The following is a 14,046-nucleotide window of genomic DNA, read 5'->3' as shown; positions in this document are numbered from 1 at the left end:
GCAGCCTACAAAACAAAAAACAAATCTCAAAACCAAAGAACCGTGGGGCGCACGGTCTTAAAGCTCAGTTAATGTCCTCATAGAGGAGTCACTGAGAAGCCCACACTCACCTGAAAGGGAGTGTGTGGAGTACGTCACTATACCAGATTACTAATAATTATAACCGCAAAAGTTTTTATGAGCTATACTGCAAACGGTTCATAGTTTAACCAAATATGAAACCCCTCTGGTAAACCTCTCCCCGCAACGGGGAGAGGCTTTGAACCTTGTTCTTTGTATGATAAAAAAGTCCAGCTTCTAGCCGTTTTGAGTATATTTGTGCGATGCCTGCGGCGATCGCACCTCCCACATCCCCTACCCTAAAACAGCGAACTGCTTGCAGCAGCGCTTACGCTATCGCATTCCCATATCCCCACAAGCGATCACAAATTAAATTTCTGTCAGACTATAATAAAATCAAGGGATAATCTACTGAATAATAGCCTTGTTGATGACTAAAAAAGAAAAACTATGGCAAAAAGCTAAAAATAGTCCAGAAAATCTAACTTTCGATGAATTTGAAACTCTCCTCATTCAGAATGGGTGGGAATTTAGTCGTCAAAAAGGAAGTCATCGTTTATGGTATTCACCGGGTGGCCAACCTTTACCAATTCAACCTCGTAAAGATGGAAAAGCAAAACTCTATCAAATTCAGCAGTTTTTTGAATATCAAGAGGGAAATCAGTAATGACTTTAAATAATTATAATTTTAATGGCCTTACAATTAATTTATATATTGATGAACAAGGAGATTGGTTAGCACATTTCCAAGAAATACCTAACATTTCAGCTTTTGGTGATACTCCTGAAGAAGCTTTGCAAGAACTAAAATTAGCCTGGGAGTTAGTGAAGGAAGATTATCAACAAAAGGGTAAAGAAATTCCCTTTGCTCCTGTGCGTAGAAAATTGTACTCTTCATGAAGCGATTCCTGCGGAGCGCTTCGCTATCGCACTCCCATATCCCCAAAGCGATCGCCCTCTCATATTCACAAAACGGTTTCCCAGGAGCGATCGCCCTATTTAATAAATATGATTAATCTCAAGACTCTGGGTTATTTTGTAACCATTGTTCTAAATCAGTGACAGAAGAAAAATCTAACAGAGCCTCACCCAATAATTCTAATTTCTCAATTGTTAATGCACGAATTGAGTCAATTAATGATGATTCCATTTCACCAACTCGCCGATTTAGTTGTCGTATAATTAGCTGTTGTTCTCCCCGTTCCATAGCTAGTTGTTCTGTTGGGCTAATTAAAGGCATTTTTCTTTCCTCCTCAAAATGTTTAATTTTAGTGACCAATCCTGCTTGTAATTGTTTAGGTAAAGTCATCATTGTGTCGATGATTTTAAATAACTTAATAACCTTCTCTTTTGTGAAGCCCCGGTCATAAAGTCCTCTAATTAATATCCATTTCCATTGCTCCCTTTCTGTTAAATTACTGGTGGTGGCTTTAGTCTTTAAATGCGCCATCACTATGGTAGCAAAGGGATTATCACTCTTTTCTAGTTCATGCCATTTTGATTCATAGTCTAGAATTTTAGCTATGGGGAATTTTAAACTTAATTCACAATCCAACATAGCTCTATCATAACTATTTGGTCGCCAACTAGGACTTGTATCACCTAAAATTGCTACACTTACTACAAATTGGTGATAAAGGTCGAAGGCTCGGTAATTATAAATGTACATCCGTTCTTCAAAGTTAACATCATATTGACTCTGAATTTCTATGTGGATTAAAATCCATACTTGAGTTTGATCTAATAACCAAACTTTATACAGTTTATCGGTAATTCGGTTTTTGGTTTCTCCTGAAGCTGTAATTTCTTGCAGTTCTTTATCTAAAGATTCAGGGGTTTTTGTCCAATCAATTGCTTGATGGGCTACAGGAAAGAAAAATGCTAGGAAGCTTTCAAAATATTCATTTAATGCTTCTTTCCATGATTGATCATAATTTGCTGTTACTTCACTCATTTTATTTCTATATTACAAAGAAGGGAACAGGTAACGGATAGTATGTTAATTTTGTGTGTTTTGGAGCGATGCCTGCGGCGAGCAAAGCGATCGCCATTTCTAATGTGATCATTTATTTCTCTTGGAACTTCAAATTATTTCTATTTTAGCAAGCGATCGCTCTCTCACATCTCCCAAACAGCGATTCCTAGGTCGCGCTTCGCTATCGCACCCCCACATCCTCAAAACAGCGATTCCTGCGGAGCGCTTCGCTATCGCTCTCTATCACCCCCAGAAAAAGCGAACAATTAAAATTTAGCTTTATTTTCTCTAGTAATTCTAATCAAAAATCGTAAAGCTTCATTAACAGATTCAGAATTAGGAAACAATTCGGCAACATCTGAATCTAATTTAATGATTGTATTGCCAAAACTTGTACGTTTAGCTCCCATTTTTCTAATTTTTAAACTTTTTAAATCATATTCATCTCTAAGTTCATCTTCCATTCTCTTAACCCTCTTGATAAGCTTTTAATTCTTGTTTTGTCACAAGTCTTGCACTAATAATTCTAGTTTTATCCCCTGTTTCTGTATAAGAAACTACGCTATCGCATCCCACATCCCCAAACAGCGAACTGCTTGCAGCAGCGCTTACGCTATCGCCCTCCCACATCCCCAAACAGCGATCGCATTTACTATAATTACGGAAAGGGGATCATTATTAAACAATCAGAAAGTTAGTGACTGTTTAACTTATGTTTTCCTTGTTTATATTGTTGTTGTAATTCTATATAATACTGAATTAATTTATGCGGATCATGCTGATTATTTTGAGAAATTTGATGACGGATTTCTCGAATTTGTTGCAGTACAGAATCATCAAGAGTAATCATTATTCATTATCCATTAATTCTAACGGTGTTACCAAGGCAGGAACATACAAACCTAGCATAACATTAACTCGCCTAATATGCCCGAATTTGTTAGCGTTGGCTAAGTGACGACAATTCCAAGTTAACAAGAAATCACATTTATGATAGGCTGCTAAAGCAAGATGGAGAGCATCACCTAAAGGATCATTAGGCATAACCTGATTTTGAATATAGGTTTGGACAATTTCTACAATTTCTGGTTCAATATCTATCAAAGGAATATCATTGAGAAGTTCAATAACTTCTTCTTTATTAGGAAAATTGCCTTTATTAAGTTCATCTAAAACTGCAATACTTGTCACTACTTCATATTGCTGTCTTACTGTATTCCACCAAAAACGAGTCCATTCCTTACGGGCTATCATATCCGGTTCAGTCCGAATTTCATAGTAAAAGCTAGGAATACTGGTTTCAATGTAAATTTTTGATTTCACTATGTTGAATTTATAAAGTTCCAATTCTAACACGGAAAGGGTAATCCATATACCATAATATCGCACCCCATATCCTAAATAGCGATCGCTCTCCCATATCCCAAAAGCGATCGCATCCCATATCCCCCAAACAGCGATTCCTAGGTCGCGCTTCGCTATCGCACCTCCCAAGATCCCCAAAAAGCAGCACTCCCATCATCCCAAACAACGAACTGCTTGCGCTATCGCCTATTTAGTTGAGGATGATAATGTTACCAGCGGCTGAGTAATAATTTTTCTGTTTCTAGCTACCTGTTTTTTCCTTAAATCTTTACAAATTTCATGCAAATCATAATTAAAGGATTTAGCGTGTTCTTCTCGGATTTTGTAAATTTCTTCCAATACTTCATCTTTCCACATATTTAATCTCCCATAAGTTCATAAGGTGTACAAATCGTTGGTAGTTCATATCCAGATTCAATACTAATTTGTGAGAGTTTTTCCTGGATTTGTGCATTGGCAATATGTTTACAGTTCCAGTTCCCTCCGGGACGCTTTGCGAACGCGATCGCTCCCCATCATCCCCACACAATTTCGTTCATTCATATCATGGCAGTTTTGTACAGTGCGTAAGTCCTAAAATCTTATTCATCAGCAAAATTTAACTGATAAAACTTTGAAAATTATTGTTTTAAACGGATAGTCCTAAAATCTTATTCATCAGCAAAATTTAACTGATAAAACTTTGAAAATTATTGTTTTAAACAGATTTTGTACCTCCTAACTACATAAACCGCTGTATATAACCAACACGGCTTAATTATTTGATTTAAACGGGTAGGGATCAAGCATGAGCTAAACCCCTACCAAAAATAATCCTGTAAATAAGTAGGTGAACACAATAAAACCAACCTGTGTAAAGAAAAGTAAAATCGCCCAAACCCTCTTCACTCTTGCCTCTTGCATGAGTGCCTTGCCATAACGACAATTTTCAACGCCAAACTACTTAATGTTTTGATAATGTTTAACTATCACTGTCTTAACCTATTTAATTGATCCTCCTGGATAGAATCTAACTATTGTTTTTATGTGATTTATTAAAATCACAGGGAAAATCTAAATTATGGCACTAACAACAGGAAATATCGCATTTGTTGGATATAATGCAGATGGTAATGACAACATTGCTTTTGTAGCATTAGTTGACATTAATCCCAACGAAGTAATTATTTTTGAAGATAACGAGTGGAATGGTACGGCTTGGGTTGATACAAATGAAGGTGCTTTCAGTTGGACAGCCACATCTTTAGTTACCGCAGGAACAATTGTCCGCATTGACAACATTGGTAGTGGAACAATCTCAGCCAGCACGGGAACGGTCGTGGATGCTTCTGTGTTATCACCATCACGGGGGACAAATCGTGGGATTGGTGCAGGTGATGAAATAATCTATGCTTATCAGGGAAGTGCAGCTTCACCCACCTTTATTACAGCGATCGCTAGTGGCGGATTTAATGCTACTAATGGATTACTAACCAATACAGGGTTAACGGCTGGACTAAATGCTCTGGATTTATCTACCCTAGATGATGATGCTGATGTAGGAGCTTTTAATGGACTTCGTAATGGACAGACTAACTTCGCGGCATATTTGCCAATTATCAATAATCCTACCAATTGGATTGCTCAAGATGGTACAGGGGATCAGAGTATTGATAGCACAGCCCCAGATGTGCCATTTAGTAGTACAGCATTTACATTAAGTGTGGTAGCCAGTGGAATTACTCTGACTCAAACTGGTGGGACAACCAATGTCACAGAAGGTGGGACAACGGATAGCTATACAATCGTTTTAAACAGTCAACCAACAGCGGATGTAGCGATCGCCTTAAACGCTGGTACACAGGTGACAACCAGTACCAATTCCCTCACCTTCACCCCTGCTAATTGGAATGTGGCGCAAACCGTGACAGTGACAGCGGTTGATGATGCAGTTGTAGAAGGTTCTCATAATGGTGCAATTACCCATAGTGTCACCAGTACAGATGCTCAATACAACAATATTACTATTGCCCAGATTGCAGTGGGCATTACCGATAATGACTTTCCAGTATTACCAACAGTCAATCTGGCAGTCAGTAGTAACACAACTGCGGAATCTAGCCGCAATCAAATCACCGTCACAGCAACATTGTCAGCGGCGGTATCAGGGAATCAAACCGTTACCTTAAATGTAGGGGGGACTGGGATTACTCCTAGTGATTACTCTCTCAGCACCAGAACTTTAACCATTCCTAATGGTCAAACCACTGCCACAGCTACCTTTGTCGCCACTGATGATGGTATAGCAGAAGGGACAGAAACTGCTGTATTAAGCCTCAGTTCACCATCTTCAGGAATTGCCCTGGGTACAACCACAACCCAAAATATCGCTATTACCAACAATGGTTCTAGTCTTTTAACCAAAATTGGTGGTTTCACTAGCAGCAATGGTGGCGAAATTCCGGCTTTTGATCCCATTAGCGATCGCCTGTTTGTGGTTGCTGGTTCCGTCGTCGAAATCCTCGATCTCTCTAACCCAGCTAGTCCCAGCAAAATCGGTGATTTGGCATTTAATACCAGTGGTGATCCTGATGGGACAACTGCGGGTGGTTTTACACTAATTCCCAATAGTGTGGCTGTCGGTAAATTAGGAACTGTAAGTGCGGGAATTGTGGCTGTAGCGATCGCTATTACCAATCAAACTACTGCTGATGACAATGCTGGGGAAGTTCAGTTTTTCAATGCAGCCACAGGTGCTTTTATTAGCAAGGTGAATGTGGGCTTCTTGCCAGATATGCTCACCTTTACCCCCGATGGCACAAAGGTTTTAACCGCCAATGAAGGCCAGCCTAACAATGCCTATACTACCGATCCTGTCGGTTCAGTCAGTATCATTAACCTAGCTGGTGGTGTGGCGACTCCTACCGTCCAAGAAGCATCCTTTACTCCCTTCAATAGCCAAATTAATGCCCTCAAAGCATCAGGAGTGAGAATCTTTGGACCCGGTTCATCCGTTGCCCAAGATGTTGAACCAGAGTATATTAGCTTTTCTGGGGATGCTACAAAGGCTTGGGTAACGCTGCAAGAAAACAATGCGATCGCTGTTGTAGATATCGCCACAGCCACAGTAGAGTCAATTTTGCCTTTAGGTGTCAAAGATTATAACAATAGCGTCAACACCACCAATCCTAATGCCTTGGATACAAGCGATCGGGATGTGAATGGTACTTCTGCTGGCGGTGGGAAAATCGCCATTCAGAACTGGCCAGTTTTTGGTTTATATCAACCCGATGCGATCGCCTCTTACACAGTTAATGGTCAAACCTACTACGTCACTGCCAATGAAGGTGATGCCCGCGACTATGCTGGATTTAGTGAAGAAGTCTCCGTTTCTATTCTCAATCTCGACCCCACAGCTTTCCCTGATGGGGCTACCCTCAAACTTCCTCAAAATTTGGGTCGTTTGCTAGTTACAAATACCTTGGGTGATACCGATGGTGATGGGGACTACGATCAAATCTACACCTTTGGCGGTCGTTCCTTCACAATTTGGGATAGTGCCGGTAAACGGGTTTATGATAGCGGCGCAGAGTTCGAGCGCATTACGGCTGCGGCTTTACCTGGAAACTACAATTCCAACAACGATAGTAATAACTTCGACGACCGCAGTGATAACAAAGGACCAGAACCAGAAGGTGTAGTTATTGGAGCAATTTCAGATCGCATATATGCTTTCATTGGTTTAGAGCGTGTTGGCGGTGTCATGGTCTATGAAGTCACCAATCCCAACAGCCCCCAATTTGTCCAATATGTCAATACCCGCGATTTCAGCGTTAATGCTGCCTCCGGTTTAACTGATTCCGGTCCCGAAGGACTGACCTTTATTTCCGCCAACGACAGCCCTAACAGCAAACCTTTGTTGGTGGTTGCTAACGAAATCAGCAAAACTACTGCCATTTTTGAAGTCAATACACCCAGTCGCATTAGCGACATTCAAGGTACAGGTCACACTTCACCTTTTGTCGGTCAAGTTGTGACGGCAGTTCCCGGTATTGTTACTGCTGTGGATTCCAATGGGTTTTATCTTCAAGATCCCAACCCCGATACCAATATTGCCACATCCGAAGCTATCTTTGTTTTCACCAGTAGCGCACCTACGGTTAAAGTTGCCGACTCCATTACTGTTACAGGTACAGTCAGCGAATTTACCCCTGGTGGTGTCAGCACAGGGAATTTATCAACTACCCAAATAGGTGGCAATCCTACTATTACCATCCTTTCCAGTAATAACCCTCTACCTGCTGCCACGATTATCGGTGCAGGGGGACGGATTCCACCTACACAAATCATTGATGACGACGGACTGACATCTTTTGACCCTACCACAGACGGTATTGATTTCTTTGAATCTCTAGAAGGAATGCGCGTCACTGCCAAAAACTTAGTTGCAGTTAGTCCTACCAATAGTTTTGGGGAAATTTACACCGTTGTAGATAATGGTGTGGGAGCAACAGGTTTAAGTCAGCGTGGCACAATCAATATTTCTCCCAACGACTTCAACCCCGAACGCATTCAAATTGATGCTGACAATGGAGTATTTGATTTTGTCTTCCCTAATGTCAATGTTGGGGCTAAGTTGGGGGATGTGACGGGGGTAGTGGGTTACAACTTTGGTAACTTTGAAATCATTCCCACTGAAGCTTTTGTTAGCAATATTCAGCCTTCTACCTTGCAACCGGAAGTTACGACTCTGAATCAGGGTGGTGATACTTTGGTGATTGCTACTTATAACATCCTCAACCTTGATCCTAATGATGCTGATGGTAATACAGATATTGCCAATGGTCGGTTTACAGCGATCGCTCAACAAATTGTCAATCATCTCAAAAATCCTGATATCATCGGTTTACAGGAGATTCAAGACAATAGCGGTAGTAGCAATAATGGCATTGTCAGCGCCAGCGTCACCTTGCAAACTCTCATTGATGCCATAGTTACCGCAGGTGGACCAACTTACAAATTCATTGACAATACTTTCATCACCAACAACACCAATGGCGGAGAACCGGGCGCAAACATCCGTAATGCCTACCTCTACAATGATAGCCGGGTTAGTTTAGTAGCCGGCTCTGTCAAAACCGTGCCGGCATCTTCCTTTACAGCCTTCACTGACAGCCGACTACCCCTAATTGCCGACTTTACCTTCAACGGTGAAGAAGTAACAGTGATCAATAATCACTTCTCTTCTAAAGGCGGTAGCAGACCACTTTTTGGAGTTAATCAACCTTCAGTTGGTGGTGAATCTGGTGGCAATGGACAAGAAAACAACACCATTAACGGCTCTTTAGAGCAGCGTCGCGCCCAAGCTGAAGCGGTGAAAGGTTTTGTGGATTCTGTTTTTGCCACAAAACTCAATCCTAATGTGGTTGTTGTGGGTGATTTCAATGAATTTGAGTTCATTTCTCCCTTGAACATTCTTGCAGGTAGCAACCTCACCAATCTTTCTAATACTCTGCCAGAAAACGAACGTTATACCTACATTTTCGATGGTAATTCCCAATCCCTCGATCATATTTTGGTGAGCAATAATTTGAGCAGTTCCGCCCAGGTAGATATTGTTCACGTTAATAGTGAGTTTGTAGATAATGCCCAAAGAGCCAGCGATCATGATCCCATCCTCGCTGCTTTGAAAATCGCTCCTAGCACTGCTCAATTGCCAAATGTTGATTTATCCACCTATGTCCGAGTTGGACGTTACGACCTACCCGAACCTAAGCGGACAACACCGCCTACCAACAGCTTACTGGCTCAAGAAGTTTCCGCAGTAACTTACAACTGGGATACCGATACATTGTTTGTTGTTGGCGATGGTAGCACATCCATAGTGCAAGTATCAAAAACCGGGCAATTGATCAACTCAATGACCTTAGCACCTGGTACTAGTCCCCAAGGTACAGACTTTTATGATACAGAAGGACTGACTTATGTTGGCGGCGGTCAGTTCGTCTTAATCGAAGAACGGGACAGACAGGCAAGCTTATTTACATATACAGCAGGAACAACGCTAACCAAAAGCAATGTAAAAACTGTCAAACTGGGGACAACAGTTGGCAATATTGGCATTGAAGGTATTTCCTGGGACCTGCAAACTAACGGATTCATTGCGGTTAAGGAGATTACACCAGAAGGTATTTTTCAAACAACCATTGACTTTGTGGCGGGAACTGCCAGTAATGGTTCGTCTACCACAGTTAACTCAACTGACCTTTTCGACCCAGCAAAAGCTGGTATTGCCGACTTCGCCGATGTTTTCGCATTGTCAAATCTGTCAGCTTTGAACGGGAAAGCCGATTCTAGCAACATCCTGATATTAAGCCAAGAATCAGGCAAGATTGTCAAGAGCGATCGCGCTGGCAATATCTCCAGTTCACTCACCATCGTCTCTGACCCTGGAAATCCCTTATCCATAGCCGACCAACAGCACGAAGGTCTGACAATGGACAAAGATGGTTATCTCTATATCGTCAGCGAAAATGGTGGTGGTGACATTGATCATCCCCAGCTTTGGGTCTATGCCCCCTCCACAGCCATCAACCAAGCACCCACCGCTGTGGTATTGAACAACAAAGTCAATGAAATCGCCGAAAACACCAGTACCAGTCCCGCCATTAAAGTTGCAGACATCACCATCACCGACGATGGACTAGGGACAAATACCCTCAGCTTGACGGGGACAGATGCCAGTTCCTTTGAGATTACGAATAATGGTTTATTTATCAAAACTGGAACTACCCTAGATTTTGAAACCAAGACCAGCTATAGCGTCAACGTCAATGTAGACGACACAACCGTTGGCAACACCCCAGATGCAACCACAGCATTTACCCTAGCTGTCACTGACGTGGTAAATGAGACACCCACCAATAGCAGCATTTTCATCACCGAAGTAGCACCTTGGAGCAGTGGTAACTCACCCGTGGCCGCAGATTGGTTTGAACTAACCAACAAAGGTACAAGTGCCGTAAATATCACAGGCTGGAAATTCGACGATAACTCCAACAGTTTCGCATCTGCTGTCGCCCTGAGTGGTATTACAAGCATCGGCGCAGGTGAATCTGTCATCTTCATCGAAGGTGCTACCATCAACACCAATTTCCGCCCTAACTGGTTTGGTGCAAATCCCCCAGCTAACTTACAGATCGGTAACTACACTGGTTCAGGCGTGGGGTTGAGTACAAGTGGTGATGCCGTAAATATCTATAATGCTATCGGTGTTCTCCAAGCTAACGTCGTTTTTGCTGTATCACCAGCAGGCCCCTTTGCCACCTTCGACAATGCCGCCTTATTAAACAACGCCACGATCTCCACACTGAGCGCGGCTGGAGTCAACGGCGCGTTCGTAGCTGTCAATTCCAACGCGGAAATCGGCTCTCCCGGCAGGATTAACGCCCCTGCCACCAGTGGAATTACTCTGACTCAAACTGGTGGGACAACCAATGTCACAGAAGGTGGGGCAACGGATAGCTATACAATCGTTTTAAACAGTCAACCAACAGCGGATGTAGCGATCGCCATTAATCCCAACAGTCAATTAACGACTTCCGCAGTCACACTCACCTTTACGCCCGCTAATTGGAATGTGGCGCAAAATGTGACAGTGACTGCGCTTGATGATGTCCTTGTGGAAGGTTCTCATAGTGGTGAAATTACTCATAGTGTCACCAGCACTGATGCTCAATATAACAATATTACTATTAACCCCATTGTAGTCAGTATTACCGATAATGTCAACGATGCACCGACATTAGCAAATACAATTGCAGATCAAAACGCCAAACAAGGTGACGCTTTCAGTTTCCAAATTCCCACCAACACCTTCACAGATATTGATGCTGGTGATGTTCTGACCTATTCAGCAACCTTAGAAAATGGCAATGCTTTACCAAGTTGGTTAACCTTTAATCCCACAACTCGCACCTTTAGCGGTACTCCCACCAATGATAATGTAGGGAATTTGAATGTTAAAGTCACAGCTACAGATAAAGCCGGAACATCTGCTAATGATATTTTTGTAATTGCAGTCGAAAACATCAACGATGCACCGATTTTGAGTAATGCGATCGCCGACCAAACAGTTAAGGTCAATTCTACCTTTACATTTACACTACCCAAAGATACCTTCTCAGATCCAGACGCAGTTAATCCCTATAAAAACCTCGTCATCTTTGGTGATAGCCTCTCAGATACAGGTAACTTCTACAAAGCATCCGGTAACACCTTTCCAGCACCACCTAATTATCAAGGACGTGCTTCTAATGGCTTAATTTGGGTTGATTACCTTGCACCAGATTTACAATTTACAAACCCATCAATTCAAAACTACGCCTTTTTTGGCGCAAATACAGGTGTAAGCAACACTTTTGGGCAAATAACCGTACCTGGATTACTCACACAAATTCAGCAATTTACAACTGTAAATGCCAATTCCATTGGTAAAGATGGACTGTATGTAATTTGGGCGGGTGCTAATGATTTTCTAAATCTTGCCACAGATCCTACTCAAGCTGTGACTAATGCAGTTAGGAATATTAGTAGTGCGATCGCAACTTTAGCCGGATTAGGTGCTCAAGAAATTATTGTTGGCAATTTAGCCGATTTGGGTGCTACTCCTTTGAGTATTGCTGGTAATAATGTAGCTAATGCCAAAGCAATTTCTCTTGGCTTTAATACAGCTTTAAACCAAGCTTTAACTAACTTAGAACCATCCCTAAATGTTAATTTATCTTTGGTAAATATTTTTGGCTTGAGTACAGCAGTTCAGACTAATCCTGCTAATTACAAATTCACTAATATTACCCAACCTCTAATTACGGCCACTAATCCAGTTAACCCTGATCAATACGCTTTCTGGGACGATGTTCATCCCACCACAAGACTGCATCAGTTAGTAACAGATACATTTGAAAATACACTGCTCAATGATGGAGTAATTCCTGATTTAATTAAATATTCAGCAACTTTAGCTGATGGTAGTAATTTACCAGATTGGCTGAATTTTAACTCCACAACTCGCACCTTTAGTGGTACTCCCAACACAGGAAATGTCGGTAAATTAGATGTCAAGGTAATTGCTACAGATAAAGCCGGAGCAACTGTCAATGATATCTTTACTCTCGCAGTCAACCAATCTACAACTGTAGGAACTCCAGGAGATGATAAATTAATTGCTACTCCTGGTAGTCAATTCGATGGTCAGAACAATATTGTCTTTACAGGTGCAGGTAAAGATGAGGTAGACCTGTCCACTGTATCTGTTTTTTCCAACTCAGGTGATAATATCGTTGATCTGGGTAGCGGTAACGATACTATCTTTGTCAACAAAAACGATAGAGTTTTTGGCAGTGATGGTAATGACACCTTTTTTGCTCAAGATAGCCAAGGTGGCAACCGCATATCTGGTGGTGTGGGTGATGATACCTTCTACTTGGGTAGCAATGACCGCGCTTTGGGTGGTGATGGTAAAGATATCTTCAGAGTTAGTCTTGGTGGTGGTAACTTAATTTCCGGTGGTGCTGGTACTGACCAATTCTGGATTGTCAACGCTGAACTACCCAAAGCTACTAATACCGTGCTTGACTTCCAACTGGGTACGGATGTTATCGGTATTCAAGGTGCTGTTAGCTTAGGTATTACCACCTCTACACTCCAGTTCAATCAAGTTGGTGCAGATACCGCGATTGTCTTCAACAATCAAACTTTAGCGACTCTGACTGGGATTCAAGCCAGTAGTTTGAGTTTGACAGATTCTAAACAGTTTGTCTTTGCTTAGAATCTAATTCACTCATAGGGGTTTAGCGCAATGCGTTAAACCCTAACTGGGCAAAATCTTTGTGGTTTGGTTTGCATCTTTTTGATCGAAACCCACTGTGAAAAGTGTAATCAATCTCAGGAATCTGGGTTATTTTCTAACAATTCTTCTAAATTAATAATTGCTCAAGAACGTTACGCTTAATGATTATATTAGGAGACGAAAATCTTTTAAGGAAAGAACTCAAACATTTTTTTAAAATTAGGGGAAATATTCGTTATTAAGAATATCTTCAAGACTAAAAAGACATTGCTTTGGAAAAATCTCACCAGGTAAACCTGTCTTTTGCATTGCTTGTCTTCTAGCTTTAGTATAAACCTGTTCTAAACAACTCAGGCAATAGTTGTTGTTTTGGAGCGAAAAGAAAATTCCAACTCATCACGGAAGTTAGAGATTTCAATTTGCCAACCTCGTTGACAGGTTTCTTTTTCAGTTTCCCAATAACAACAAAGCAAAAGATGGATTAATAACTGCTTCAAATAACTTTCTACTTTGCGTCTTTGTTCTATTCCCAATGCTTCAATTTCTTCTGCTAAATGCTGCCAATCTAAATTATTAATATCTCTGTTTTCTAGCTGTTTGAGTGTGTTTTCTATCCACAGATAATGATCTGTTTCATATAGTGTTGATTGTAGATGTGTGGAAATTGTTGTGGTCATACTTTAGAGGATGTTTGAAAAGTTTCCGGCGATTAGAAATCGCTACTACACAAACAAAGTCCACCTGCGTGGACTAACGAAAAATCAAGGCTTTTGAACCCACGAAGGTGGGTTTCGTCTGTGTAGCTGCGACTTCTAGT

The 14,046-nt window shown here is 41.4% G+C and carries 10 protein-coding genes and 1 pseudogene; 3 read left to right on the top strand and 8 right to left on the bottom strand.

Annotated features, from left to right (window positions below; all coding sequences use genetic code 11):
• Positions 1-490 precede the first annotated feature (490 nt).
• Together PN471_RS13450 and PN471_RS13445 are read left to right on the top strand one after the other, a co-directional pair.
• Positions 491-727: a type II toxin-antitoxin system HicA family toxin gene (locus tag PN471_RS13450; protein ID WP_053540399.1), complete on the top strand. Its 237-nt coding sequence runs from the start codon at positions 491-493 to the stop codon at positions 725-727.
• A complete protein-coding gene (locus tag PN471_RS13445) occupies positions 727-960 on the top strand; it encodes a type II toxin-antitoxin system HicB family antitoxin (RefSeq protein WP_271777277.1) in 234 nt (77 codons plus the stop codon). The genes PN471_RS13450 and PN471_RS13445 overlap by 1 nt, the downstream gene beginning before the upstream one ends.
• A gap of 118 nt (positions 961-1,078) precedes the next feature.
• Here PN471_RS13445 and PN471_RS13440 read toward each other — a convergent pair whose 3' ends face one another.
• The 6 genes and pseudogenes from PN471_RS13440 to PN471_RS13415 form a co-directional block, all read right to left on the bottom strand.
• Positions 1,079-2,014 (bottom strand): DUF4351 domain-containing protein, encoded by a 936-nt coding sequence (locus tag PN471_RS13440; protein WP_257121676.1) that lies wholly within the window; start codon positions 2,012-2,014, stop codon positions 1,079-1,081.
• A gap of 287 nt (positions 2,015-2,301) precedes the next feature.
• Positions 2,302-2,499 carry a hypothetical protein gene (locus PN471_RS13435; protein ID WP_193964743.1) on the bottom strand — a complete coding sequence of 66 codons (198 nt, stop codon included), beginning with the start codon at positions 2,497-2,499 and terminating at the stop codon, positions 2,302-2,304.
• Positions 2,500-2,729: 230 nt separating this feature from the next.
• On the bottom strand, positions 2,730-2,885 hold the full coding sequence (locus PN471_RS13430; protein WP_193962153.1) for a hypothetical protein: 156 nt from the start codon (positions 2,883-2,885) through the stop codon (positions 2,730-2,732).
• Positions 2,885-3,538, bottom strand: coding sequence for a type II toxin-antitoxin system VapC family toxin (locus PN471_RS13425; protein ID WP_271777276.1), 654 nt, complete (start codon positions 3,536-3,538; stop codon positions 2,885-2,887). Before PN471_RS13425 ends, PN471_RS13430 begins: the two co-directional genes overlap by 1 nt.
• Before the next feature lie 48 nt (positions 3,539-3,586).
• The gene (locus PN471_RS13420) at positions 3,587-3,757 is read right to left on the bottom strand and encodes a hypothetical protein (RefSeq protein WP_271777275.1); all 171 of its coding nucleotides are present in this window, start codon (positions 3,755-3,757) and stop codon (positions 3,587-3,589) included.
• A 2-nt stretch (positions 3,758-3,759) separates the two neighbouring features.
• Positions 3,760-3,876, bottom strand: a pseudogene (locus PN471_RS13415) (type II toxin-antitoxin system VapC family toxin); the annotation flags it as partial.
• Between the two features lie 584 nt (positions 3,877-4,460).
• Between PN471_RS13415 and PN471_RS13410 the strand changes: the two are divergent.
• On the top strand, positions 4,461-13,208 hold the full coding sequence (locus tag PN471_RS13410; RefSeq protein ID WP_271777274.1) for a choice-of-anchor I family protein: 8,748 nt from the start codon (positions 4,461-4,463) through the stop codon (positions 13,206-13,208).
• A 240-nt stretch (positions 13,209-13,448) separates the two neighbouring features.
• On the opposite strand, the gene PN471_RS13405 is transcribed toward PN471_RS13410, so the two are convergent.
• Both PN471_RS13405 and PN471_RS13400 read right to left on the bottom strand, forming a co-directional pair.
• Entirely contained in the window at positions 13,449-13,538 is a 90-nt protein-coding gene (locus PN471_RS13405) for a hypothetical protein (RefSeq protein ID WP_271777273.1), read from the bottom strand.
• A 41-nt stretch (positions 13,539-13,579) separates the two neighbouring features.
• Complete coding sequence (locus PN471_RS13400) at positions 13,580-13,906, bottom strand: DUF29 domain-containing protein (RefSeq protein ID WP_271777272.1); 327 nt, start codon at positions 13,904-13,906, stop codon at positions 13,580-13,582.
• Positions 13,907-14,046: the final 140 nt, after the last annotated feature.

It is taken from the genome of Aphanizomenon sp. CS-733/32 (assembly GCF_028330045.1).
GTDB classification, from domain to species: domain Bacteria; phylum Cyanobacteriota; class Cyanobacteriia; order Cyanobacteriales; family Nostocaceae; genus Dolichospermum; species Dolichospermum gracile.
Note: the sequence above shows the minus strand (reverse complement) of the source record. Positions and strands in the feature narration are given on the sequence as shown.

Bases quoted from the DNA above. Each gene is read 5' to 3' on its own strand.
- PN471_RS13450 (WP_053540399.1), top strand. From the start codon at position 491: ATGACTAAAAAAGAAAAACTATGGCAAAAAGCTAAAAATAGTCCAGAA.
- PN471_RS13445 (WP_271777277.1), top strand. From the start codon at position 727: ATGACTTTAAATAATTATAATTTTAATGGCCTTACAATTAATTTATAT.
- PN471_RS13440 (WP_257121676.1), bottom strand. From the start codon at position 2,014: ATGAGTGAAGTAACAGCAAATTATGATCAATCATGGAAAGAAGCATTA.
- PN471_RS13435 (WP_193964743.1), bottom strand. From the start codon at position 2,499: ATGGAAGATGAACTTAGAGATGAATATGATTTAAAAAGTTTAAAAATT.
- PN471_RS13430 (WP_193962153.1), bottom strand. From the start codon at position 2,885: ATGATTACTCTTGATGATTCTGTACTGCAACAAATTCGAGAAATCCGT.
- PN471_RS13420 (WP_271777275.1), bottom strand. From the start codon at position 3,757: ATGTGGAAAGATGAAGTATTGGAAGAAATTTACAAAATCCGAGAAGAA.
- PN471_RS13410 (WP_271777274.1), top strand. From the start codon at position 4,461: ATGGCACTAACAACAGGAAATATCGCATTTGTTGGATATAATGCAGAT.
- PN471_RS13405 (WP_271777273.1), bottom strand. From the start codon at position 13,538: ATGCAAAAGACAGGTTTACCTGGTGAGATTTTTCCAAAGCAATGTCTT.
- PN471_RS13400 (WP_271777272.1), bottom strand. From the start codon at position 13,906: ATGACCACAACAATTTCCACACATCTACAATCAACACTATATGAAACA.